14 protein-coding genes and 1 pseudogene are annotated in these 22,457 nt (G+C 74.1%); 7 read left to right on the plus strand and 8 right to left on the minus strand.

Annotated elements, in window-relative coordinates; all coding sequences use genetic code 11:
- Positions 1–192: 192 nt before the first annotated feature.
- The 6 genes and pseudogenes from AB0398_RS07320 (at position 193) to AB0398_RS07345 (ending at position 8,067) form a co-directional block, all read left to right on the plus strand.
- Positions 193–1,035, plus strand: coding sequence for an FAD binding domain-containing protein (locus tag AB0398_RS07320; protein ID WP_366372870.1), 843 nt, complete (start codon positions 193–195; stop codon positions 1,033–1,035).
- Positions 1,032–3,844: pseudogene (locus AB0398_RS07325) on the plus strand (molybdopterin-dependent oxidoreductase). The gene AB0398_RS07320 and the pseudogene AB0398_RS07325 overlap by 4 nt, the downstream one beginning before the upstream one ends.
- A 117-nt stretch (positions 3,845–3,961) precedes the next feature.
- On the plus strand, positions 3,962–4,540 hold the full coding sequence (locus AB0398_RS07330; protein WP_366372871.1) for a molybdopterin-dependent oxidoreductase: 579 nt from the start codon (positions 3,962–3,964) through the stop codon (positions 4,538–4,540).
- 110 nt (positions 4,541–4,650) lie between these two features.
- The gene (locus AB0398_RS07335; protein ID WP_366372872.1) at positions 4,651–5,040 is read left to right on the plus strand and encodes a helix-turn-helix transcriptional regulator; all 390 of its coding nucleotides are present in this window, start codon (positions 4,651–4,653) and stop codon (positions 5,038–5,040) included.
- 93 nt (positions 5,041–5,133) lie between these two features.
- Positions 5,134–5,949, plus strand: coding sequence for a molybdate ABC transporter substrate-binding protein (modA, locus tag AB0398_RS07340; RefSeq protein WP_366372873.1), 816 nt, complete (start codon positions 5,134–5,136; stop codon positions 5,947–5,949).
- A gap of 90 nt (positions 5,950–6,039) precedes the next feature.
- Positions 6,040–8,067, plus strand: coding sequence for an ABC transporter permease (locus tag AB0398_RS07345; RefSeq protein WP_366372874.1), 2,028 nt, complete (start codon positions 6,040–6,042; stop codon positions 8,065–8,067).
- A 296-nt stretch (positions 8,068–8,363) separates the two neighbouring features.
- On the opposite strand, the gene AB0398_RS07350 is transcribed toward AB0398_RS07345, so the two are convergent.
- Positions 8,364–11,579: a BTAD domain-containing putative transcriptional regulator gene (locus tag AB0398_RS07350; protein WP_366372875.1), complete on the minus strand. Its 3,216-nt coding sequence runs from the start codon at positions 11,577–11,579 to the stop codon at positions 8,364–8,366.
- 430 nt (positions 11,580–12,009) lie between these two features.
- Between AB0398_RS07350 and AB0398_RS07355 the strand changes: the two genes are divergently transcribed.
- Positions 12,010–13,593, plus strand: coding sequence for a PQQ-binding-like beta-propeller repeat protein (locus AB0398_RS07355; RefSeq protein ID WP_366372876.1), 1,584 nt, complete (start codon positions 12,010–12,012; stop codon positions 13,591–13,593).
- A 52-nt stretch (positions 13,594–13,645) separates the two neighbouring features.
- Here AB0398_RS07355 and AB0398_RS07360 read toward each other — a convergent pair whose 3' ends face one another.
- The 7 genes from AB0398_RS07360 to AB0398_RS07390 form a co-directional block, all read right to left on the minus strand.
- Positions 13,646–14,563, minus strand: a complete 918-nt coding sequence (locus AB0398_RS07360; protein ID WP_366372877.1) for an NAD(P)-binding domain-containing protein — start codon at positions 14,561–14,563, stop codon at positions 13,646–13,648.
- 80 nt (positions 14,564–14,643) lie between these two features.
- A complete protein-coding gene (locus tag AB0398_RS07365; protein WP_366372878.1) occupies positions 14,644–16,047 on the minus strand; it encodes a DEAD/DEAH box helicase in 1,404 nt (467 codons plus the stop codon).
- A gap of 233 nt (positions 16,048–16,280) precedes the next feature.
- Positions 16,281–16,484 (minus strand): cold-shock protein, encoded by a 204-nt coding sequence (locus tag AB0398_RS07370; RefSeq protein WP_033201600.1) that lies wholly within the window; start codon positions 16,482–16,484, stop codon positions 16,281–16,283.
- 218 nt (positions 16,485–16,702) lie between these two features.
- Entirely contained in the window at positions 16,703–17,542 is an 840-nt protein-coding gene (locus tag AB0398_RS07375) for a DUF817 domain-containing protein (RefSeq protein ID WP_366372879.1), read from the minus strand.
- Positions 17,543–17,659: 117 nt separating this feature from the next.
- On the minus strand, positions 17,660–19,105 hold the full coding sequence (locus AB0398_RS07380) for a glyceraldehyde-3-phosphate dehydrogenase (RefSeq protein WP_366372880.1): 1,446 nt from the start codon (positions 19,103–19,105) through the stop codon (positions 17,660–17,662).
- Positions 19,106–19,260: 155 nt separating this feature from the next.
- On the minus strand, positions 19,261–20,292 hold the full coding sequence (locus AB0398_RS07385; protein ID WP_366372881.1) for a serine hydrolase domain-containing protein: 1,032 nt from the start codon (positions 20,290–20,292) through the stop codon (positions 19,261–19,263).
- Between the two features lie 163 nt (positions 20,293–20,455).
- Positions 20,456–22,261, minus strand: a complete 1,806-nt coding sequence (locus AB0398_RS07390) for a VanW family protein (protein WP_366372882.1) — start codon at positions 22,259–22,261, stop codon at positions 20,456–20,458.
- Positions 22,262–22,457: the final 196 nt, after the last annotated feature.

Consider the following 22,457-nt stretch of genomic DNA (forward strand, 5'->3'; position numbering starts at 1 on the left):
GCGCTCACATTCACGAGGCGAATGCGAGTCGATGCATCGTAGATGCACGGCTCCGGGCGGAGAACAGCTCCTGGTGGATCATCCAGGGCGGAGGTCCGGGAGACGGACGATTTCCGGGTTCCCGTCCAGTCGTGCCCCGCCTCGCCCCCGGGCTTCACTGGCCTGAAGACATCGGTCGGAAGGCGGGGCGGAATGGATCTGAACACGATCACGGACGTGAGGGACGCGCGTCTGCGCGAGCCCTGGCGCCCCGGGGACGCGTGGCTGGGCGGCGGGACCTATCTGCTCTCCGAGCCGCAGCCGCACCTGCGCCGCCTCGTCGACCTGGGCCGGATGGGCTGGGAGCCGCTCGCGCGCCACCGGGACGGCTCGCTGGAGATCGCGGCGACCTGCACGATCACCCAGCTCTCCCGCTTCGGACGGCGCCTCCTCGACGCTCCCGCCGCCCCGCTCTTCGAGCAGTGCTGCCGGGCCTTCCTCGCCTCGTTCAAGATCTGGAACATGGCCACCGTCGGCGGGAACCTGTGCAACGGCCTCCCGGCCGGGCCGATGATCTCGCTCACCGCCGCCCTCGACGGAAGCTGCCTCCTCCAGGCGCAGGACGGCTCCACGCGCGAGGTGAAGGTGGCCGAATTCATTCGGGGCGCGGGCGTCAAGGACCTCGCGGAGGGCGAACTGCTGCGCTCGGTCACGCTGCCCGCGCGGGCCCTCGCGTGCCGTACCGCCTTCCGGCAGGCGTCCCTGTACGGGCTCGGCCGGTCCGGGGCCCTGGTGATCGGGACCCTCGATCCGGTGGACGGCTCGCTGACGGTCACGGTGACCGCGGCCACCACCCGCCCGTTCCGGTTCTGGTTCCCGCTGCCGCCCACCGCCGGACGGCTCCGCGCGGCGATCGACTCCGCGGTGGCCCCCGGGGAGTGGTTCGACGACATCCACGGACTGCCCGAATGGCGGCGGCACATGGGCCTGCGCCTCGCCGAGGAGGTCCGCCGCGAGCTGACCGCATCCGACGTCCCTCAGGAAGGCACCCGATGAGCTTCGAACTCCACGTCAACGGGCGTCCGTTCGACACCGAGCCGCGCGCCGGCCAGTGTCTGCGCACCTACCTCCGCGAGCGCGGCTGGTTCGGTGTGAAGAAGGGCTGCGACGCCGGGGACTGCGGCGCCTGCACCGTCCACGTCGACGGCGAACCGGTCCACAGCTGCCTGTACCCGGCGGTACGGGCGGAGGGCCGCGCCGTCACGACCGTCGAGGGGCTCGCCTCGCCGGACGGCGAACTCCACCCCGTACAGCGGAGGTTCCTCGACGCGCAGGGCTACCAGTGCGGCTTCTGCACCGCCGGGTTCCTCATGACCACCGCCGCCCTGGAGGCCGAGCGGGACACCCCGCACGACGACGGCAAGCTCGACGACCTGCCCCGCGCCTTCAAGGGCAACATCTGCCGCTGCACGGGCTACCGGGCGATCGAGGACGCCGTACGGGGCGTGAAGCACACCGAACGCCCGTGCGCGGGCAAGGCGGTGGGCCGCAACGTCGGCGCCCCCGCCGGCCCCGGGTCGTCACCGGCACCGCCCGCTATACCTTCGACGTCGAGGTCCCGGGCCTGCTGCACATGAAGCTGCTGCGCTCCCCGCACCCGCACGCCCGGATCGTCGCGATCGACACCGCCGCCGCGCTGCGCGTCCCCGGCGTGGTCGCCGTCCTCACCCACGAGGACGCGCCCGGGACGCTCTACTCCTCCGCCCGGCACGAGCACCCCACCGAGGACCCCGACGACACCCGCGTCCTGGACGACGTCGTCCGGTACGTCGGCCAGCGGGTCGCCGCCGTCGTCGCCGACGGCGAGGGGGCCGCCGAGGAGGGCTGCCGCCGGATCGAGGTCACGTACGAGGAACTGCCGCACGTGACCGACCCGGAGGAGGCCATGCGCCCCGGCGCCCCCGTCCTCCACGCGGGCAAGGGGGCGCAGGAGCGCATCGCCCGGGTCGAGAACAACGTCGCGGGCGAGGTCCACGGCGAGATCGGCTGCGTCGAGGACGGCTTCGCGGAGGCGGACGTCGTGTACGAGGAGACGTTCCGCACCCAGCGGGTCCAGCACGCAAGTCTGGAGACCCACGGCTGCGTCGCGTACTTCGAGCCCAAGGAGGACGGCACGGGCGAACGCCTCACCGTCCGCTCCTCCACCCAGACCCCGTTCCTGACCCGGCGGGCCCTGTGCGCGCTGTACGGCCTGCCGGAGGACGAGGTGCGGGTGGTCGCGGGCCGGGTCGGCGGCGGCTTCGGCGGCAAGCAGGAGATGCTCACCGAGGACGTCGTCACCCTCGCCGCCCTGAAGCTGCGCCGGCCGGTCAAGCTGGAGTACACCCGGGCCGAGCAGTTCTACGGCGCCACCACCCGGCACCCCTTCACCATCGGCGTCAAGGCCGGGGCGCGCCGGGACGGCACCCTCACCGCCGTGCGGATGAGGGTGGTGTCCAACACCGGCGCGTACGGCAACCACGGCCCGGCCGTCATGTTCCACAGCGTCGGCGAGTCCTTCGCCGTCTACCGCGCCCCGCACAAGAAGGTCGACGCCTACTCCGTCTACACCAACGTCGTCCCGGCGGGCGCCTTCCGCGGCTACGGCCTCGGCCAGGTCACCTTCGCCGTCGAGTCGGTGATGGACGAGCTCGCCCGCCGCCTCGGCATGGACCCGCTCGTCTTCCGGGAGAAGAACGTCATCGGCCCGGGGGAGGGCATGCACAGCCCGATCGGCGAGGAGGAGGACCTCCACATCGCCTCGTACGGACTGGACCAGTGCCTCTCCGTCGTGCGGAACGCCCTCGCCGAGGACCGCAGCGCCGAGGACGCCCCCGAGGGCTGGCTCGTCGGGCAGGGCACGGGCATGGCGATGATCGCCACCGGCCCGCCCGGCGGCCACTACGCCGACGCCCGCGTCTCGCTCCTGGAGGACGGGACGTACGACATCGCGGTCGGCACGGCCGAGTTCGGCAACGGCACCACCACCGTCCACCAGCAGATCACCGCCGGCGCCCTGAACACCACCGAGGACCGGCTCACGGTCCGCCAGTCCGACACCGACGTCGTACGCCACGACACCGGCGCCTTCGGCTCCGCCGGCACCGTCGTCGCCGGCAAGGCCGTGCTGCTCGCCGCGACCTCGCTCGCCGAACGCCTCCGCACCCTCGCCGCCCGGCACACCGGCGTCGCCCGGCACCTGTGCGTGCTCGGCGCCGAGTCCGTCGACTGCGCGGGCCGTACGGTGACCCTGAAGGAGCTGTACGAGGCGGGGCACGCGCGCGGCGCCGCGGAGGAGCTGGCGGCGGACGGGCACTGGGGCGGCTCGCCGCGCTCGGTCGCCTTCAACGCCCAGTGGTTCCGGATCGCCGTCGACCCCGGCTCAGGGGAGGTCCGCATCCTGCGCAGCGTCCACGCGGCCGACGCCGGCAAGGTCATGAACCCGATGCAGTGCCGGGGCCAGGTCGAGGGCGGGGTCGCCCAGGCCCTCGGCGCCACCCTCTTCGAAACCGTGCGCGTCGACGGGCGCGGCGAGGTCACCACGGCCGCGTTCCGCCGCTACCGGCTTCCCCAGTACGCCGACGTGCCCCGTACCGAGGTCCACTTCACGGAGACGAACGACGCCATCGGCCCCCTCGGCGCCAAGTCAATGAGCGAGAGCCCCTTCAACCCGGTCGCCCCCGCCTTCGCCAACGCCCTGCGGGACGCCACGGGCATCCGCTTCACCGAACTGCCGGTGACCCGCGACCGCGTCTGGCTCGCCCTCGACCGGCAGGCCCGGGGCGTCGGCCGAAAGGCCGGGCAACGGCGAGGCGAAGACTCGTAGGAAGCCCACAAATACAGGCCTCTATGCCTTGTTTCCGTGGCAATCACGGTTCTCCGTTTCACCGGTCGGGTATCACTGCGCGCAGCCGCCGCACCGACCGCCGTGAGGGGACCGACGATGAGCCGACCGAACGCCGCACCCCACCCGACACCCGCCACCGCACCCGTATCCGCACTCGCTCCCGTCCCCGTTCCCACCCCTGTCCCCACCTCCGTCCCCGCTCCCGTCCTCGTCCCCGCCGGCTCCTTCGCGCTCCGGGGGGACGTGGCCCGCCCCGCCGTGCTCGCCGTCGCCGACCTGCGCCGGGGCTGGGAGCAGCACCGGGCCGACGTCGTCTTCGACTGCGCCACCGCCGGACCCCAGCACCACACCTTCGCCGGGCCCCTCCTGAGGGAGGTCGTCGCCGGGGCGCTGCCCCGCTTCGACCCCGCGCGCCGCAAGGAGCGCGCCCGCTTCCTGGTCGCCGTGAGCGGCGGCGACGGGCACCACGCGCTCCTGTCGTGGGCGGAGATCGACGCCGACTTCGGCGACGCCCCCGTCCTCCTCGCGACCCGGATGGACGACCGGGACCTCGACGGGGCCGGCCCGCAGCTCGTCGTCCCGTCCGACCGCTGCGGAGCCCGCTACGTCAGCGCCGTCACGGGCATCTGGATCGGCCCCCCGCGGCTCACCGGAGGCCTTCCGTCCGAGGCGTGAGACCGGAGGGCGGCCCCTCTCGTCGGTTCCTACCACCCTCCTCTCATCCGCGATGGAGAGTCCCATGACTTTCTTGCAGATGAGAGTAAGCACGGCCTACGGTGTCGCATATGCAGTCCTACACCATCGGGCAGGCCGCGCGTCTGCTGGGCGTCAGCCCGGACACCGCGCGCCGCTGGGCGGACGCGGGCCGGGTCGCCACCCACCGCGACGAGAGCGGGCGGCGCGTCATCGACGGGAAGTCGCTCGCGGCGTTCTCCGTGGAGATCGCGCAGGGCGACGACGAGGACGCGTCGTACACGTCGGCGCGCAACGCCTTCCCGGGCATCGTCACGGCGATCAAGCTCGGCGACGTCGCGGCCCAGGTCGACATCCAGGCAGGGCCGCACCGGCTCGTCTCCCTCCTGACCCGGGAGGCCGTGGAGGAACTGGGCCTCGAAGTCGGCATGCAGGCCACCGCCCGCGTGAAGTCGACCAGCGTGCACATCGACCGCACCTGACCACCCCTCACGCACCACCGGAACACCTCGGCCGTCGGCGCGGCCGGCCTCTTCCCCGCACTTCCGATCCGTCTCCAAGGAGTCCAGACCCTCATGTCCCTCACCCTCACCGGACGCCGTGCCGCCGCCGGCGCCCTCACCGCCGCCCTGCTCGTCCCGCTTGCGGCCTGTTCGAGCGACGACGGCAAGAAGGACACCGGCGGCTCCACGGCCACCGCCTCCGGCTCCGCGACCGGCGCCCCCGCGGCGAACCTCACCGTGCTCGCCGCCGCGTCCCTGACCGACGTGTTCAAGACGGCCGGCGCCGCGTACGAGAAGTCCCACCCCGGTACGAAGCTCACCTTCTCCTTCGCGGGGTCGCAGGAGCTCGTCGCCCAGGTCTCCCAGGGCTCGCCCGCCGACGTCCTGGTGACCGCCGACACCAAGAGCATGGACAAGGTGAAGGCCGACACCGGCGCCCCGGCGGTCATCGCGAAGAACCGTCTCGTCATCGCCACCGGCGAGGGCAACCCCCACAAGGTCGACGACCTGAAGGACCTCGCGGACACCAAGCTCAAGGTCGTCCTCGCCGCCCCCGAGGTCCCGGCCGGCAAGTACAGCAAGCAGATCCTCGACAAGCAGAAGATCGCGGTGAAGCCGGTCTCCCAGGAGCCCAACGTGCGCGCCGTGCTCAGCAAGGTCCAGCTGGGCGAGGCCGACGCCGGCCTCGTCTACAAGACCGACGCCGAGAGCGCGAAGGACAAGGTCGACGCCGTCGAGATCCCCGACGACCAGAACGCCGTCGCGCAGTACCCGGCGGCCACGCTGAAGGAGTCGAAGAACGCCGAGGCCGCCGCCGCGTTCGTCGCCTGGCTGTCCTCGCCGGAGGGGCAGAAGCTCCTCCAGGACGCCGGCTTCCAGAAGCCGTAACGTACGGGATCGTCCACGATCGGGAGGGGCTGCCCGCGACGGGGGACCGGGCAGCCCCTCCGCTCCACCCCCACCTCTCCGGGACAGACGATGAAACGATCAGGCATGCGCGTCTCCGCGAGGCGTCCCGGGAGCCCCCGGCCGCCCCTCGCCCTCGTGCTGCCCGCGCTGGCGGCGGTGGCCTTCCTGGCACTGCCCCTGATCGGCATCCTCGTACGGACCGAGTGGGGCGAGCTCGGCGGCCACCTGACCGCGCCGGGGACCGTCGAGGCGCTGAAGCTGTCGCTCCTCGTCTCCTTCTGGGCCCTCGGCCTCTCGCTGCTCCTCGGCGTCCCCCTCGCCTGGCTGCTCGCGCGGGTCTCCTTCCCCGGCAAGGCGCTCGTCCGCTCGCTCGTGCTGCTGCCGATGGTGCTGCCGCCGACCGTCGGCGGCGTCGCGCTGCTCCTGGCCTTCGGCCGGCGCGGACTGCTCGGGCCGTGGCTGGAGGGCACCTTCGGCATCACCCTGCCGTTCCACACCTCCGGCGCGGTGGTCGCGGCGACGTTCGTCGCCATGCCGTTCCTCGTCATCAGCCTGGAGGGCGCGCTCGGCGGCCTGCGGCCCCGGTACGAGGAGACGGCGGCGTCCCTCGGGGCCTCGCCGGTCCGCGTCTTCTTCACCGTCACGCTCCCGATGGTGGCGCCCGGGGTCCTCGCGGGCGCGGCGCTCACCTGGGCGCGGGCCCTCGGCGAGTTCGGCGCCACGATCACCTTCGCCGGAAACCTGCCCGGGACGACCCAGACCCTTCCGCTCCAGGTCTACCTGCTGCTCCAGGAGGAACCCGAGGCCGCCACCTCCGTCTCCCTCCTGCTCCTGGCCATCGCCATGGGCGTCCTCATCGCCCTGCGCGGACGCTGGACCGGCACCCCGGCGGACGGGAGGCGCCGCCCCGCCCCCACGGAGGAACCGACGACGGGGGGCCCGACCACGGGGGGACGGACCGAGGGGGAACGGACCGAGGGGGAGCCGGCCGCGGCGGTACCGGCCTCGGGACGACCGGCCGCGACGGGGCCGGTCACGGCGGAGAGCGCCCCGCCCGGCGGACGCTGGGCCCTGCACGCCGACGTCACCGGCTTCACCCGGCTCACCCTGGACGCCGGACCCGGCACCACCATCGCCGTCGTCGGCCCCAACGGCGCCGGCAAGACCACCCTGCTCCGCGCCCTCCTGGGCCTCACCCCGCGCGCCCGCGCGGACCTCCGGCTCGGCGACGAGGACGTCACCGCCCTCCCCCCGCACCGCCGCCACGTCGCGTGGGTGCCGCAGGACGGCGCGCTCTTCCCGCACATGTCGGCCCTCGCCAACACCGCCTACGGCCTGCGCGCCCAGGGCGTCGCACGCTCCGAGGCCCGCCGCGAGGCGCAGAACTGGCTCGACCGCCTCGGCGTCGGCCACCTGGGACACCGCAAGCCCGCGCAGCTCTCCGGCGGCCAGGCCCAGCGGGTCGCCCTCGCCCGGGCGCTCGCCGCCCGCCCCCGGCTCCTCGTCCTCGACGAACCCCTCGCCGCCCTCGACCAGACCACCCGCGCCCACGTCCGGCACACCCTGCGCACCCACCTCGCCGGCTTCGGCGGCGTCTGCCTCGTCGTCACCCACGACCCGGTCGAGGCCGTCTCCCTCGCCGACCGCGTCCTCGTCCTCCAGGACGGCCGGGCCCTCCAGGACGACACCCCGGCGGAGGTCACCCGCCACCCCCGGTCGCCCTGGGTCGCCCGGATGCTCGGCCGCAACGCCTGGCCCGGCACCGCCACCCCCGACGGCCTCGCCCTCGACGGCGGCGGCACCCTGGTCGCCGCCGAGCCCCCGCCGCCCGGCACCCCGGCGCTCGCGATCGTCGCGCCCGAGGCGGTGTCCCTGCACCGCGAGAGGCCCGCCGGCAGCCCCCGCAACGTCTGGCCCGGCACGGTGCGCGAGATCACTGCCAGCGGCAGCCGCCTCCGCGTCCTCGTCACCTCCGACGGGGCGCCCGACCTCGTCGCCGAGATCACCCCCCAGGCCGCCGCCGAACTCGGCCTCGCCGACGGCGTGCCCGTCTGGACCGGCATCAAGGCGACCGAGACGACGATCGTCACCCTCTGACGGCCGGACAGACCGACCGCACAGGCGAGAGGAAACCGCTCAATAGCCTGGCAGATGTGAGCCTCATCGGCTCACAATCCTCTTGGATGATCCACTGTGTCCCCACCCCGCGAGAAGGCCGTTTTCTGTGTTCCGGTCCAATCGTCCCGACGGGCCGGGGACTGCTTGACTGACTCGCGTCGGCCTCCCCGGTGCGGAGGAGTGGCTCTCGCCGCCCCGGGTCGACCGGAGGCCCCCGCGTACCGCTCGCGGTGTTCGGTGCGCGGGGGCCCGCACGGCCCCGGGCCGTCGTGCCGTCAGAAGCGTTCCCCCGGGGGCGGTACCGCGCCGGCCAGACCGGCGCGGGCCAGGGCGTACTCCTGGGGGTGGTCGTCCGCCCCGGGCAGCGCGAGGACGGCCTCGAACTCCCGGCGGGCCTCGGCGTGCCGACCGGCGGCCGCGTAGGTGCCGCCGAGCCGGACGCGGACCTGCATCTCCAGCCACGTACTGGTGTGCCGGGTCAACGCCGACAGGGCCTCGTGGTGGGTGTCGACGGCCGGACCCAGCCGGCCCTGGACGTGCTCGGCGGCGGCGAGCCGCGAGAGGGTCGCCGCCCGCAGCGGCGGGTCCTCGACCTCACGGGCCAGGCCGGCCGCCCGCCGCAGCAGCCCGACGGCCTCCGCGGTCCGGCCGAGGGCCAGTTGGGCCTCGGCGACGAAGCACAGGCCGGCGGCGATCGTCCGGGGCCGCCCGCCCTTCTCGGCGAGCGCCAGGGCGGTGGCGTAGAACTCCAGGGCCTCCTCGTACCGCCCCTGCCGGTGGCGGATCGCGCCGAGGTTGCAGGTCACGATCCCGGCCAGCCAGTCGTCGCCGAGCCCGACCGCCCGCTCCACCGCCTCCTCCAGCCGGACGGTGCCCTCCTCGACGCGGCCCAGCGTCCACTCCGAGACCCCCATGCCGGCCACGGCCCGCACGCGGTCCCGGGGGTCGCCGTGGCCGGCGCCGTGCCGCAGCGCCTCCTCGAACCAGGAGTACGCCTGCCGGAACCGTCCCCGGTGCACTTCGAGGAACCCCATGCAGTTGCGCAGCGCGGCGGGCATCCGCCGGTCGGCGGCCCGGTCCGCGCAGGACAGGGCGAGCTCCAGGGCGGTCCGGCACTCGTGGTGGTGCCCCTGCCCGGCCAGGTGGTCGGCCAGGGCCTCGGCGATCCAGCAGGCGTGGTCGAACTCCCCGGCGGCGACCGCGTAGGCCACCACGTCCACCAGTTCCCCGCCCGCCGCGCCCAGCCACGCGGCCGCCTCCCGCCAGTCCGCGAACGGAGCGCCGCCGGCGCCCTCGGGCCCGGTGGGGAACGCGTCCGGACCCCAGTCGGCGGCGAGCCGCCCGGCGGCCGTGTAGAGCCGCAGCACGGCGTCCCGGTCCGCGGCGGCCTCCTCGGGCGCCTCCGCGGCGAGCTGCCGCGCGTGCGCCCGTACGAGATCGTGCAGCCGGTAGCGGCCGGGGTGCGGCTGCTGCACCAGGCTCGCGTCGACCAGGTCCTCCAGGACCCCTTCGGCGTACTCCCGGGAACGGCCGAGGACGACGGCGAGCACGAGGTCGTCGAAGCGCGCCGTCGGGGCCAGGCCCACCGCCCGGAACCCGCGCCGCAGTCCGGGCGCCAGCTGGTCGTACGACATCCGGAAGGCGGCCTCCACGCTGCGGTCCTCGGCCCGCAGCTCGCCGAGGCCGCGCGCGTCGTCGGACAGCCGCCCGGCCAGGAAGGCCAGGGTCCACGACGGGCGGTTCTGCAGCCGGGCGCTCGCGATGCGCAGCGCCAGGGGCAGTCCGCCGCAGCGGCGGGCGAGTTCGCGGGCCGCCTCGGGCTCGCGGTCCGCCCTGTCCGTGCCGAGGAGCTCGCGGAGCAGCCCGACCGCGACCCCTGTGTCCAGGGGCTCCACGGTGAGCCGCGCGTCGGCGTCCAGGCCGGGCAGCCGCTGCCGGCCCGCGACGAGGACCCGGCTCCCGGGCCCGGCGGGCAGCAGCGGACGCACCTGCTCGGCGCTGCGGGCGTCGTCCACGACGAGCAGCAGTCTCAGCCCGCTCGTGGCGGCCCGCCAGGCCGTGACCAACTCCGTCAGGTCGTCCGGGTCGTCCCCGTCCCCGGCGCCGTGCGGCGCGTCGGGGACCCCGTGCCCCTGGTCGCGGACCGCGCGCAGCAGCCGGCGCAAGGCCCGCCGCGGGTCGACGGTCTCGTGGGCGGCGCCGTGCGCGTGCAGGTCCACGAACAGACAGCCGTCGGGGTGGGCGTCGGCCAGCGCCCAGGCGGCCCGCACCACCAGGGCCGTCTTGCCGACCCCCGCCGTGCCGTCGACGGTCACCACGGACACCGCTCCCGGGGACACCGGCGCGGTGAGCAGGGCGAGTTCGGCCTCACGCCCGATCAGACAGGCGGTGTCGCCCGGGAGTTCGTTGCGGTGCCGCCGGGGACGGCGGGTCCGGTCGGACCCGCCGGTCCGGTCCGGCTGCCCGGGGCGCTCGCCGTGCCGGGGGCGGGGGACGCCCGGGGGAGCGGGGCCGTCGGCGAGGTGGTGCTCGACGTCGGCACCGCCGGAGAGGCGGGAAGCGCTTTCGGCACCGCCGTCGTCGCCGGAGACGACCTCGACGGCGGGGCGGCGTCCGGCATCGGTGCCGGCGACGGAACCAGTACCGGCACCGGCATCCGAACCGGCCGTCGCCCGGCCGAGCAGCAGTCGGTCGTCCCGCCGCAGGACGGCCTGGTGCACCCGGCGCAGCTCCTCGCCGGGCTCCACGCCCAGTTCGTCGAGGAGCAGGCGCCGCGTCTCCCCGTAGACGGCGAGCGCCTCGGCCTGCCGGCCGCTGCCGTACAGCGCGCGCATCCGCAGGGCGGCGAGCGGCTCGTCGTGCGGCGGGGCCGGCGGCGCCGCCATGAGGCCGTCCAGGGCCTCCGCGTGACGCCCGAGCAGGACGAGGCACTCCGCCCGGTCCTGGAGCAGCGCGCGCCGCTGCCGGGCGAGGCGCTGCCGCTCGCTCCCGGCGAGGGGCCCCGGCAGCCCCGGCAGGGGCTCGCCGTGGAGCAGCTCCAGGGCCCGGCCGCCGTGGTCGAGCGCCGCCCCGAGGTCGCCGGCGGCCTTCGACCGCCGGGCGTGGGCGGTCCGTTCGGCGAGTTCGGCGAGATCGGTCCCGGCCCCCTCGGGCACGAAGCGGTAGCCGCCGCGCCCGCCGAGGATCACCGACCCGCCGGGACCGGCGTCCGGTTCGTCGAGCGCCTTGCGCAGCGCGTAGACGTAGCTCGGCAGGACCCGGTGGCCGGTGCCGGGGGGCTCGGCGCCCCAGACGTCGTCGAGGAGGCGTTCGTACGTCACGAAGGCCGGCGCGCGCAGGACCAGGGCGGCGAGGACCGCCTGCCTGCGCACCGGACCGAGGGCGATCCGTCTGTCGCCGCGCCGGGCCCGGACGGACCCGAGCAGGTCGATCCGCAGGTGTTCCCCCGCACCGGCCGGGACCCCGCCCGGCCCCGCTGCCCGCTCGTCCACTTCGCCGTCCCCGTGTTCTCCGTGCGCCCCGTGCCCGCGCAGTTCTCCAAGAGCCTTTCTTCAACAGGATTTCATCGCCCTTGCAACGCCGGGCGACAGGGTTGGCCGAGTTGTGTCGGGTACCCACGCATCGACGGGGGGCGGAGGTGCCGGGTGACGACGCACAGGGCGGGGCGGCAGTGTCGGCTGCCGCCCCGCGGCCGTCGGGGCACCGGGCCGCCGCGCCGCGCGCCGGGCCCGATCTGGCCGAAACGGTCCGCGAGGCGCGCCCGTCCGCCCCTCGCGCGTCCGCCCCGCGTCCCAGCGGCTGTTCGACGGTCTCGGGCCGGATGCGCACCGAGCCGGGCCGGCGCGAAGAACACGCAGCGCGCAGAACGTGCCACGCGAAGAACGCGAAGAACGCGAAGAACACGAAGAAGGGGAAGGACCGATGGAGCGCCCGCCGCAGCCCTGGTACGGGCAACGCCCGCCGCAGCCCTGGTACGGGCAACGCCCGCCGCAGCAGAGGGTTCCCGACAACCCGTACGCCCCGGAGGGGTACACCCCGACCCCGCCCCCGGCGCCCGCCCGCCGCCGGCGCCTCGGCGGGGGACCGGTGATCGCCGGGATCGTCGCCCTCCTGCTCCTGGCGGGCGTCGGGGCGTACGCGGTCCGGAGCGACCGGCAGGGCCGAGCGGACGCGCCGCCGGTGGCGACGGGAACGGCGACCCCCTCCGGGACGCCGGCCACCCCCCGTACCCCCGCCGTCCGCACCCCCGTGCCCGAGCGGATCCCCACGACCGAGGAGATCAACGCCGGGCGGGCGCCGGGGGACGCCACGGGGTGGATCGTCGACGACCGCGCCGACCTGCCCCGCCGGACCGTCTGGCTCCACGACCTGTGGATCGTCGGCGACACCGTCGTCCAGGCCGTGTACCGGAAGGTCGTCGCCCACCGCCTCTCCGACGGCGCCGAGGTGTGGAGCCTGCCGCTGCCCGCCCCCGTCTGCGAGACGCCGGTCCACCCGACCCCCGACGGCAAGGTCGTCGTGGTCTACAAGAGCAGCCAGGCCGAGAACGGCAACCGCTGCAACCAGCTCCGGATGATCGACCTGCGGACGGGGAAGGTCGGCTGGGACAAGGAGCTGACCGAGACGGGCTCCGGGGACGACACGATCATCGTCCACACCGCCATCAGCGGCGGCGTCCTCGCGATCGCCCGGAGCCTGAAGGCCACCGCGTACCGCGTGGCCGACGGGGCCGAGCTCTACGACATCCCCGTGGAGAACCCCGGCAAGTGCTATCCGGACGACGTGGCGGGCGGCGCCCGGCTCCTGGTCGTCTCCGACTGCGCGATCGGCGTGGACCGGAGCAAGACGTACGGGCAGGTCAGGGAGATCGACCCGTCCACCGGCAAGGTGCTCTGGCGCCACCGGACCCAGCAGGGCTGGCAGATCGGCAAGGTGCTCTCCACCGACCCGGCCGTCCTCACCACCCTCCACGCCGAGGAACGCGCCAAGAACTGGCGGGTCGTCTCCCTCGGACCCGGCGGAGCACTCCGCACCACCATCGACGCCAGGGAGAAGGGCTTCGAGTACTGCGCCGACTCGGGGGACGCGGGCGAGGGCGTCCAGAACTGCCCGGGCACCCTGGTCGACCGGCGGGCCGTGTACCTGGGCGGGACCGAGCGGGTCGGCGCCTACGACCTCGGCACCGGGAAGCTCCTCTGGGGCGTGAAGGCCGGCGAGGGAGACCTCCTCCACCCGATCGCCGCGGAGGAGGGCGCGCGGGCGCTCGTCTACGAGGTGCCCCGGTCGGGCCGCCCCGGCGGGGTCATCCGGCTCGGACCGGGCGGCGCGGACACGAAGGAGCAGGTGCTGCGCCACCCCGCGCCGGCCCGCTCCGCGGAGTCCGGCATGCTCGCGGGAAAGCTGGCCCACGCGCGCGGCCGCATCGTCATCACGCCGTCCCACGTCGACGGCGACGACGCCCGGCACAAGGCCCGCATGCTGTCCTTCGCCCCGGAGGGTTCATGAGGGGTCCGGCCCGGGGACGCGCGGTCCTCCGGGCCGGGCGGGGCCCGTGCGCTCAGCCCCGGAAGGAGGCGGGACGCTCGGGAGAGGCCTCGGCGAGGGCCTTCGTCACGGCGTCGGCATCCGCGCGGAGCCCGTACACCGGGGTGTCGGGCTGCTGCCGCCAGGAGTCGTCGATGCCGCCGGCGTCGACCGTGTCGAAGCCGAGTTCGTCGACGAGGGCGCGGACGGTGTCCTTGGCGGCCTCGTCGTCACCGGCGATCGGCAGGGCGATCCGCTCGGGGTCGCCGGCCGGACGCGGACGGTCGAGGATGTCCTGGGCGTAGGTGCCGTTGAACGCCTTGACGACCGGGTGGCCCAACTGCCGCTCCGTCCACCGGCTCTCGGTCAGGCCCTCGTCCTCGATGGCGGCGATCCGCCCGTCGCGCTCCCGGGGGTAGTAGTTGTTGGTGTCGACGAGGACGAAGCCCTCGGCGGCGCCGGCGAGCACGTCGTCGGGGAGGTCGGGGAGGTTCTTCAGGGGGATGGTCACGACGACCAGTTCGGCGCCGTCGGCGGCCTCGGTGACGGGGACCGGGGTGGCCCCGGTCTCCTCGGCGAGCGCGGTGAGCGTCTCGGGGCCGCGGGAGTTGGCCACGGACACGGTGTGACCGAGGGCCGTGAGACGACGGGTGAGGTTGCCGCCGATGTTGCCGGCGCCGATGATACCGATCTTCATGGGACGTCCTTCGTGAGCGCGGTCGCGGGGCGGATCCGATACGGTCCGGGAACGGTCCCCGGGTCCGTCCGGAGCGGCACCGGTCGGCGCCGCGGACCCCCGTCGGTGAGGAAGAACGTCACGACCCGGAGGTTTCTTCCGTGGAACGGCTGATGCCCGAGGACCCGGTCGCCCTCGGCCCGTACCGCATCGTCGCCCGGGACTTTGGTCCGCGCCCTCGCCCACCGCCCGGCCGTGGCCCTGGGGTCCGTGCACGGCGCCGGACTGATCCACCGCGACCCGAAGCCGTCCGACGTCCTGGTGACGGTCGACGGCCCCCGCCCGCTCCGGGCCGGTCAGCCGCCCCTGCGGACCTTCGCCGCCCGCCGGGCCTCGGCCGTCTTGCGGGCCTCGGCGGCGCGGCGGGACTCGTTCTTGGCGCGGCCCGGACGGCCCGGGACCGTGCCGATGCCACGGAAGGCCGCGCCGCCGCGCTTGGCGCCCTCCTGGGTCGGGGCGCTGCCGTCGACCGGGACGCCCGAGGGCTTCCGGGCGCCGGTGATGAGGGACAGCTCGGCCTCGCCGGAGCGGACCCGGGTGACCTGGGGCCGGATGCCCGCGTCCGCCATGACGCGTGCCACGTCCCGGCGCTCCTCGGGGGTGACCAGGGTGACGACGACGCCGGACTCGCCGGCGCGCGCGGTGCGTCCGCCGCGGTGCAGGTAGTCCTTGCCGTCGGCCGGCGGGTCGACGTTGACGACGAGGTCGAGCGCGTCGACGTGGATGCCGCGCGCCGCCACGTTGGTGGCGACCAGGACCGGCACCTCGCCGCTCCTGAAGCGGTCCAGGGTGCGGGTCCGCAGCGGCTGGGACTTGCCGCCGTGCAGCGCCGCGGCCCGTACGCCACTGCCGAGGAGGTGCTTGGTGAAGCGGTCCACGGCGTGCTTGGTGTCCAGGAACATGATCACGCGCCCGTCGCGGGCCGCGATCTCCGTGGCGGTGGCGAACTTGTCGGCACCGTGCACATGGAGCACGTGGTGCTCCATGGTGGAGACGGCGGCGGCCGACGGGTCGACCGAGTGCACGACCGGGTCGGTGAGGTAGCGCTCGACGAGCAGGTCGACGTTCCGGTCGAGCGTGGCCGAGAACAGCATCCGCTGGCCCTCGGCGCGCACCTGGTCGAGGAGTTCGGTGACCTGCGGCATGAAGCCCAGGTCGGCCATCTGGTCGGCCTCGTCGAGGACGGTGACCGCCACCCGGTCGAGCCGGCAGTCCTTGCGCTCCACGAGGTCCATGAGGCGGCCCGGCGTCGCGACCAGGACCTCGGCCCCGTCGCGCAGCGCGCCCGCCTGCCGGCCGATCGACATGCCGCCGACCACGGTCGCCAGGCGCAGTCCCAGCGCGGTGGCGTACGGGGTGAGCGCGTCGGTGACCTGCTGGGCCAGCTCCCGCGTGGGCACCAGGACCAGGGCGAGCGGCCTGCGCGTCTCGGCGCGGCGTCCGGCGGTCCGCACGAGCAGCGGAAGGCCGAAGGCGAGCGTCTTGCCGGACCCGGTCCGCCCGCGTCCGAGGACGTCGCGGCCCGCGAGGGCGTCGGGCACGGTGGCGGCCTGGATCGGGAACGGCTCGTCGACGCCCAGACGGCCGAGCACCCGGAGCACCTCGGCGGGCAGGCCGAGCTCGGCGAAGCCGGTGGCCGGTATCGGGGACGGCGCGCATTCGGCCTTCCGCGTGTCGTCCGTACGGGGCGTGTCGTTCATGTGACCTTCCTGGAAACGGTGCGTTCCGAGGAATTCACGACGGGCGGTTGACCCGTGAATTGCCGCGACGTACCGAAATGCCGTGCGATGCCGTATGAGGGGTGATGCGTGCGGATCCGGACGCGCCACGGGAGCGGGAAACGGCCTCCGGCCCGTGGGGAATCCGGAAAACGCGACGGGCCGGTGCCCTCACCACACGGGTGAGGGCACCGGCCGCGTCGGACGTGTCAACGTCAGGCGGGGAGGATGTTCTCCGCCTGGGGGCCCTTCTGGCCCTGCGTGACGTCGAAGGTCACCTTCTGGCCTTCCTGGAGCTCACGGAAGCCGGAGGTGGCGATGTTGGAGTAGTGGGCGAACACGTCCGGGCCGCCACCCTCCTGCTCGATGAAGCCGAAGCCCTTTTCCGAGTTGAACCACTTCACGGTGCCAGTAGCCATGTCATATCTCCTTTTCGGGGCGTAGCCCTGGGAGCCGCACTGTGCGGATCCCGGAGTCGCCGTGATGATTGCCCCGTCCGGAAACTGCACCGAAAACAAATCAAGTGCCTGACGATGTCGAATCGTCGAAGGCACTTGTAAGTATTTGGGAACCACAACTGCAACTGACGTCGACTGTAGCACGTCGTCGGCGCCCGTGCGGGAAACCCACGAATTTCTCACCCGGAGCCGCCGAGAACAAATTTCCGGCCACCGCCCCGATCACCGTCCCGGCCCCCGCTCCTGCCGCCGCTCCGGCCGTCCTCCCGGCCACCGCCCCGGCCCCCGCCGGCCACCAGGACGAAGGTGACGCTGATGAGCAGCGCCCACGCGCCGAACTTGGTGAGGGGCACGGGCTGCCAGCCTCCGAGCTGGTGCGGGTAGCTCCAGGCTCCGACGTACGTGGCCGCGTTCTCCGCCACCCACAGGAAGAAGCCGATCAGGACGAACGACAGGGCCAGCGGCATCCGGTGGTCCCGGGCCCCGACCCGGAACCGCACCCAGGTGCCCGCCGTGGCGACGAGCAGCAGGGCGGCCAGCGCCCAGCGGGCGTCGGGCAGCCAGTGGTGGCTGAAGAAGTTCACGTACACGGCGCCGGCGAGGACCGCCGTGACCCGGGGCCGGTAGCCCGTGAGCCGCAGGTCGAACAGGTGCCAGGCCCGGCACACGTAACTGCCCACGGCCGCGTACAGGAACCCGCCGTACAGGGGGACGCCGCCGAACTTCGTCAGCGCCTCCTCCGGGTAGCTCCACGAACCCATCCGCACTTTGACCAGCTCGAAGAGCAGGCCGATGGCATGGCAGCCGGCGATCACGGCGACGTCCCGGCCGGTGTCCCAGCCGACCCGCCACGCGAGGAGCGTGAGCCCGATGCCGTACAGGAGGAGCAGGTCGTAGCGGGCGATCGGCAGTTCCGGCAGCAGCGTCGAGGCAGCGATCCCGCCGACGAGCGCGACGGCGAAGGCGCAGCAGCGCACCTCCAGGACCGCGAAGCGCAGCAGCTGGCGCGTCCCGTGCATGAACGTCTCCATGGCGGGAGGGACGCCGGCGACCGCCCGTCCGGTTCGCCGCCCCGGGAACGGCGGCGCGCCGCGCCCCCGGGGAAGGGCGCGGCACGTCGTCGGGCGTCGCGGGGATCAGACCGCCGGCGACGGGAAGGTCGGGTACTCCACGCCGGAGACGTGCTGGACGACCCGGATGACCTGGCACGAGTAGCCGAACTCGTTGTCGTACCACAGGTACAGGATCGCGTTGTCGCCGTCGACCTTGGTCGCGCCGGCGTCGACGATCGACGCGTGGCGCGAGCCCACGAAGTCCATCGAGACGGCGTCGGGGGCCGTGGTGAAGTCGATCTGGCGCTTCAGCGGCGAGTGCAGCGAGACGTCGCGCAGGTACTCCAGGACCTCGTCACGGGTGGTCTCGCGGCCCAGGCGCAGGCTCAGGATCGCGATCGAGACGTCCGGGACGGGGACGCGGATCGAGCTGCCGGTGATCGGGGCCTTCAGCTCCGGCAGCGCCTTGGCGACGGCCGAGGCGGCACCGGTCTCGGTGATCACCATGTTGAGCGGCGCGGAACGGCCGCGGCGGTCGGCCTTGTGGTAGTTGTCCAGGAGGTTCTGGTCGTTGGTGAACGAGTGGACGGTCTCCACGTGGCCGCGCAGCACGCCGTACTCGTCGTCCATCGCCTTCAGCGGCGGGACGATCGCGTTGGTGGTGCAGGAGGCGCAGGACAGGATCCGCTCGTCCGGCTTGACCGTGTCGTGGTTGACGCCGTGCACGATGTTCGGCACGTCGCCCTTGCCGGGCGCGGTCAGGACGACCTTGTCGATGCCGGGGCGCAGGTGCGTGGAGAGGCCCGCGCGGTCGCGCCACTTGCCCGTGTTGTCGATCAGGATGGCGTTCTCGATGCCGTACGCCGTGTAGTCGACCTCGGAGGGGTCGTTGGCGTAGATCACCTTGATCGTGTTGCCGTTGGCGACGATGGAGCTGTTCTCCTCGTCGACCGTGATCGTGCCCTGGAACTGGCCGTGGATGGAGTCGCGGCGCAGCAGCGAGGCGCGCTTCACGAGGTCCTGCTCGCCACCGCCGCGCACGACGATCGCGCGCAGCCGCAGGCCGTTGCCCGAACCGGCCTTCTCGATGAGGAGGCGGGCGACGAGGCGGCCGATGCGGCCGAAGCCGTAGAGGACGACGTCGCGTCCGTCGCGGCGCTCGATCTTGTTCTCACCGGTGGCGCCGGCGACGGCCTCGGCGGTGAACTCCGCCACCGACAGACCGCGGTCGTCGGTCTTGTAGTCGGCGGCCAGCATGCCGATGTCGATCTGGGACGGGCCCAGGTCGAGGGTGGTGAGCGTCTGGAGGAAGGGGAGCGTCTCGGTGACCGACAGCTCCTCGCCGGCTATCTGCCGGGCGAAGCGGTGGGTCTTGAGGATGCTGACCACCGACTTGTTCACCAGGGAGCGGCTGTGGAGGAGGACGGTGACGTCCTGCTCCCGGTGCAGCTTCCCGATGATCGGGATCATCGACTCCGCGATCTCCTCGCGGTTCTTCCAGCTGGTGAACGAGTCGTCATTGACAGTCACAAGTTTATCTTTCGAGCTAGGCGGCGCTCATATGGTAACCCCCGGCCCGTTCGATCGATCAAGGGGTCCCGGGTGTGACGAGGGCCCCTTGCGGCCCCCTTGCGCCCCGGGGGCTCCGTCCCGTTCCGCGGGCCGGGCGGGGGAGGGGCGGCCCGTCAGGGGAAGACCAGGGTCCGGAAGGCGTCCCTGACCCGGGCCAGCGGGCCGGGATCGCGGGTGAGGCAGAGCCGGTTGGTCAGCAGGACGGCCCAGCGGCCTCGCGCGGGCGAGACCCAGAGACCCGTGCCGGTGAAGCCGAAGTGGGCCCAGACGTCGTCCGCCGGGCCCGTGCCCGGCGCCGGGTGCCAGAAGAGCCCGCGCGGCGGGTCGAGGCGGCCGGTGCGCACGCGCAGCGAGGCGGCGGTCCACCCTGCCGAGAAGGTGCCGGGCGCCGGGTCGAGGAGGTGGCGCAGGAAGCGGCCGGTGTCGCCGGCGGTGGTGAAGACGCCCGCGATGCCGCAGGCGCCGCCGAGGAGCCGGGTCGAGAAGTCGTGGACGGTGCCCCTGAGCCGGACGCCGCTCTCCTCGTCGTACTCCGTCGGCGCGCACCGCTGCCTCAGGGCGGCGGGCAGCGGTCCGTACCGGGTCTCCGTCATGCCGAGGGGCGTCCAGACCCGCTCCCCGGCGAGCCGGGGGAGGGGCAGCCCGGTGAGGTGCTCGGCGAGGTAGCCGAGGACCAGGGCCGCCCGGTCGGTGTACGCGACGGCCTCCCCGGGCCGGTGCCGCAGCGGCTCGGACAGCACCCCGTCCCGCACGTCCTGCGGATCGGAGCCGTACAGGTGTCGCAGGTTGGCGCGCAGCGGCAGGCCCGCCGTGTGGGTGAGGAGGTGGTGGGCCGTGGCCCCGGCGAGCGGCCGGCCGGCCGCCTCCGGCCAGTACGAGCCGAGCGGGGCGGACGGGTCGAGCTTGCCCGCGTCGACGAGGGTGCCGGTCACGGCCCAGACGGCGAGGACCTTGGTGAGGCTCGCGACGTCGAAGAGCGTGTCGGGGCGCGTCGGCCCGGCGGGGTCCGCCGGGTCGAGGACGCCGACGGCTCCGGCCGACAGGGTGGTGCGGGCGTCGCCCGCGGCCCAGACGGCGCCGGGGACGACGCCCGCGCGCACGGCGTCGCCGAGCAGCCGCTCGCAGGGGTCGGTGCGCTGTGCCAAGGCGGGCCTCCGACGGATCGGGCGGCCCGTCGGGGATCGGGCGTCCGTCCGGAAGGGCGCGCCCCGTCCGGGGTGCCCCGGGGCGCTTCCGGCGGACCCCTGCGGGCCGCGCTCCGAAGTGATGCCCGGGCCGGACGGGAAGACACCCTTCCGGAGGCGCGCGTCAGCGCCCGTCGGCGATCTCCTGCGGAGTCTTCGCCGGGACCTTCTCGGGGGTCTCCCCGCCGTCCACCGTGCAGGTCACCTCGTCGCGCGGGGTGTAGTGGGTCTTGAAGGTCTCCCGCTTGACCTCGGCGCCGCCGTTCTTGAACACCCGGTCCACCGAGATGTCGAAGCCCTCCAGGGGCGGCTGCGGCACACAGGCCTTGCCCGTGCCCTCGCGCTTCACGGGCTGCGTGAGGTTGGTGCGCGGACCGGCGACCGCCTCCACCGAGTCGTACTTCTTCGTCCCGAGGAAGCTCACCGTCACCGAGGAGTCCGTCGCGCTCGCCTTGATGTAGATCGGCTTGCCCGTGTCGTTGCGGAACTTCAGGTCCAGGCTGCCCCAGGCGACGGTCGCCTCGCGGCCGGCCGGGTAGCGCTCGATGTAGAAGGAGTGGGCGCCGTACTCGACGGGCTTCACCCCGGCGAAGAACATGGCGTTGAAGACGGTGGTGGCCATGGCGGACACGCCGCCGCCGGGCGCGGACCGGTACTGGCCGTCGAGGATCATCGTGCCGTCGACGAAGCCGTTGTCCGGGGTGCGCTCGCCGACCGTCCTGTTGAAGCTCCACACCGCGCCGGGCTGCACGAGCGAACCGTTGATCAGCTCGGCGGCCCGGCCGATGTTCGTCGTCCGGTACGGGGCCGAGGGGAAGCTCACCGTGAACGACGACATCTGCTCGGTGATGCCGAGGCGGGCCAGCGAGTCGGAGGTCAGGTCGGGCTTGGTCACCTTGGTGGCCACCGGGGCCGTACGGGCCGCGTCGCCGGTCTTCGCGAGCAGCGGGCGGACGGCGTCGCCGAGGGCCTTCGCGGTCACCTCGTGGCCCGACCGGCCCTCCGACTCCACGACGACCTTGCCGTTCCGCACGCCGAGGGTCGACTGCGTCGGCGCGTTCGTCAGCGAGGCGAGCGGCCGCGCCACGTCCGGGTCGCGCAGCAGCGCGTCCGCGTCGAGGACCCCGCTGAGGTGCCCGTCGTCGTTCTTCACGGTGAGGTGGTCGCTCAGCGTGGCCGGGGAGATCCGCAGGCGCTCGCTCCCCGCCGTGAGCGTCACGGGGCCGGAGAGGGCGGGCTTCGCGTACGTGTCGAGGAAGCGGTTCACCTCGGCGGCGGGCAGCTTCGGCTCGGTCAGGGCGACGGGGAGGGCGACCGGCGACGCGCCCGTGGCGGCCGGGTAGGCCGAGCGGAGCGACTCGACGGACCGGTCGGTGTCCAGCTTCCGGCCCGTGACCGGCTGGGTCGCGACGGCCTTCCCGCCGCGGAAGGCGACGGAGCCCTCGCGGACCGCGCGGTCGTTCCGCTTCGCCAGGTCGGCCACGGTGGCCTTCGCCTTGGCCTCGTCGTACGCGAAGACCGGCCGGATGTCGCGCTCGCCGGCGGAGAAGAGGCGCCGGACGACGGTGACGGGGTCGCGGGAGGGGTCGGCCGCCAGCTCGGCGGTCTTCGCCACGTCCACGCTCAGCCCGGCGGCGGCCGGGTCCACGGCCGACGCGAGGTCGCCGACCCGCACGGGGATCGGCGCCTTCCACTCGGCCGGGGCCTCGGCGGCGAGTCTCGCCTCTGCCTGGGAGCGGCTCATGCCGCCGATGTCGATGCCGGAGACCCGGGTGCCGGCGGATATGTCGTCCCCCGTGGCGAGCAGGCCCGCACCGTACAGGCCGCCGGCGGCCACCGCGACCACACCTGTCGCGATCGCGGCCGTCCGGAGACGCGGACGGCGCCCCTCGCGGGGCGTCGGGTCGTGGTCGGTCCTGGAGCGGGGCACGCGCTCTCCCGGGGCGTCGAAGAGGAAGGGGAACCCCATGACGGTACGCCGAAAGAGTGTCTTATGCACATAAGGTCGGTTTGACCTGCGGCAATACGGAGGGCTGCCGGAGGGGTACGGAACGTCGCGCCCGGACCGCTCCCGGGCTCCGCGCGGGGGCCCGGGGCCCTTTGCCGCGCCCCGGGAGCGCCCCGCC

This window comes from Streptomyces sp. NPDC086147 (genome assembly GCF_040702165.1).
GTDB lineage: Bacteria > Actinomycetota > Actinomycetes > Streptomycetales > Streptomycetaceae > Streptomyces.

Bases quoted from the DNA above. Each gene is read 5' to 3' on its own strand.
- AB0398_RS07375 (WP_366372879.1), bottom strand. From the start codon at position 17,542: ATGCACGGGACGCGCCAGCTGCTGCGCTTCGCGGTCCTGGAGGTGCGC.
- AB0398_RS07355 (WP_366372876.1), top strand. From the start codon at position 12,010: ATGGAGCGCCCGCCGCAGCCCTGGTACGGGCAACGCCCGCCGCAGCCC.
- AB0398_RS07320 (WP_366372870.1), top strand. From the start codon at position 193: ATGGATCTGAACACGATCACGGACGTGAGGGACGCGCGTCTGCGCGAG.
- AB0398_RS07370 (WP_033201600.1), bottom strand. From the start codon at position 16,484: ATGGCTACTGGCACCGTGAAGTGGTTCAACTCGGAAAAGGGCTTCGGC.
- modA (WP_366372873.1), top strand. From the start codon at position 5,134: ATGTCCCTCACCCTCACCGGACGCCGTGCCGCCGCCGGCGCCCTCACC.
- AB0398_RS07330 (WP_366372871.1), top strand. From the start codon at position 3,962: ATGAGCCGACCGAACGCCGCACCCCACCCGACACCCGCCACCGCACCC.
- AB0398_RS07365 (WP_366372878.1), bottom strand. From the start codon at position 16,047: ATGAACGACACGCCCCGTACGGACGACACGCGGAAGGCCGAATGCGCG.
- AB0398_RS07345 (WP_366372874.1), top strand. From the start codon at position 6,040: ATGAAACGATCAGGCATGCGCGTCTCCGCGAGGCGTCCCGGGAGCCCC.
- AB0398_RS07335 (WP_366372872.1), top strand. From the start codon at position 4,651: ATGCAGTCCTACACCATCGGGCAGGCCGCGCGTCTGCTGGGCGTCAGC.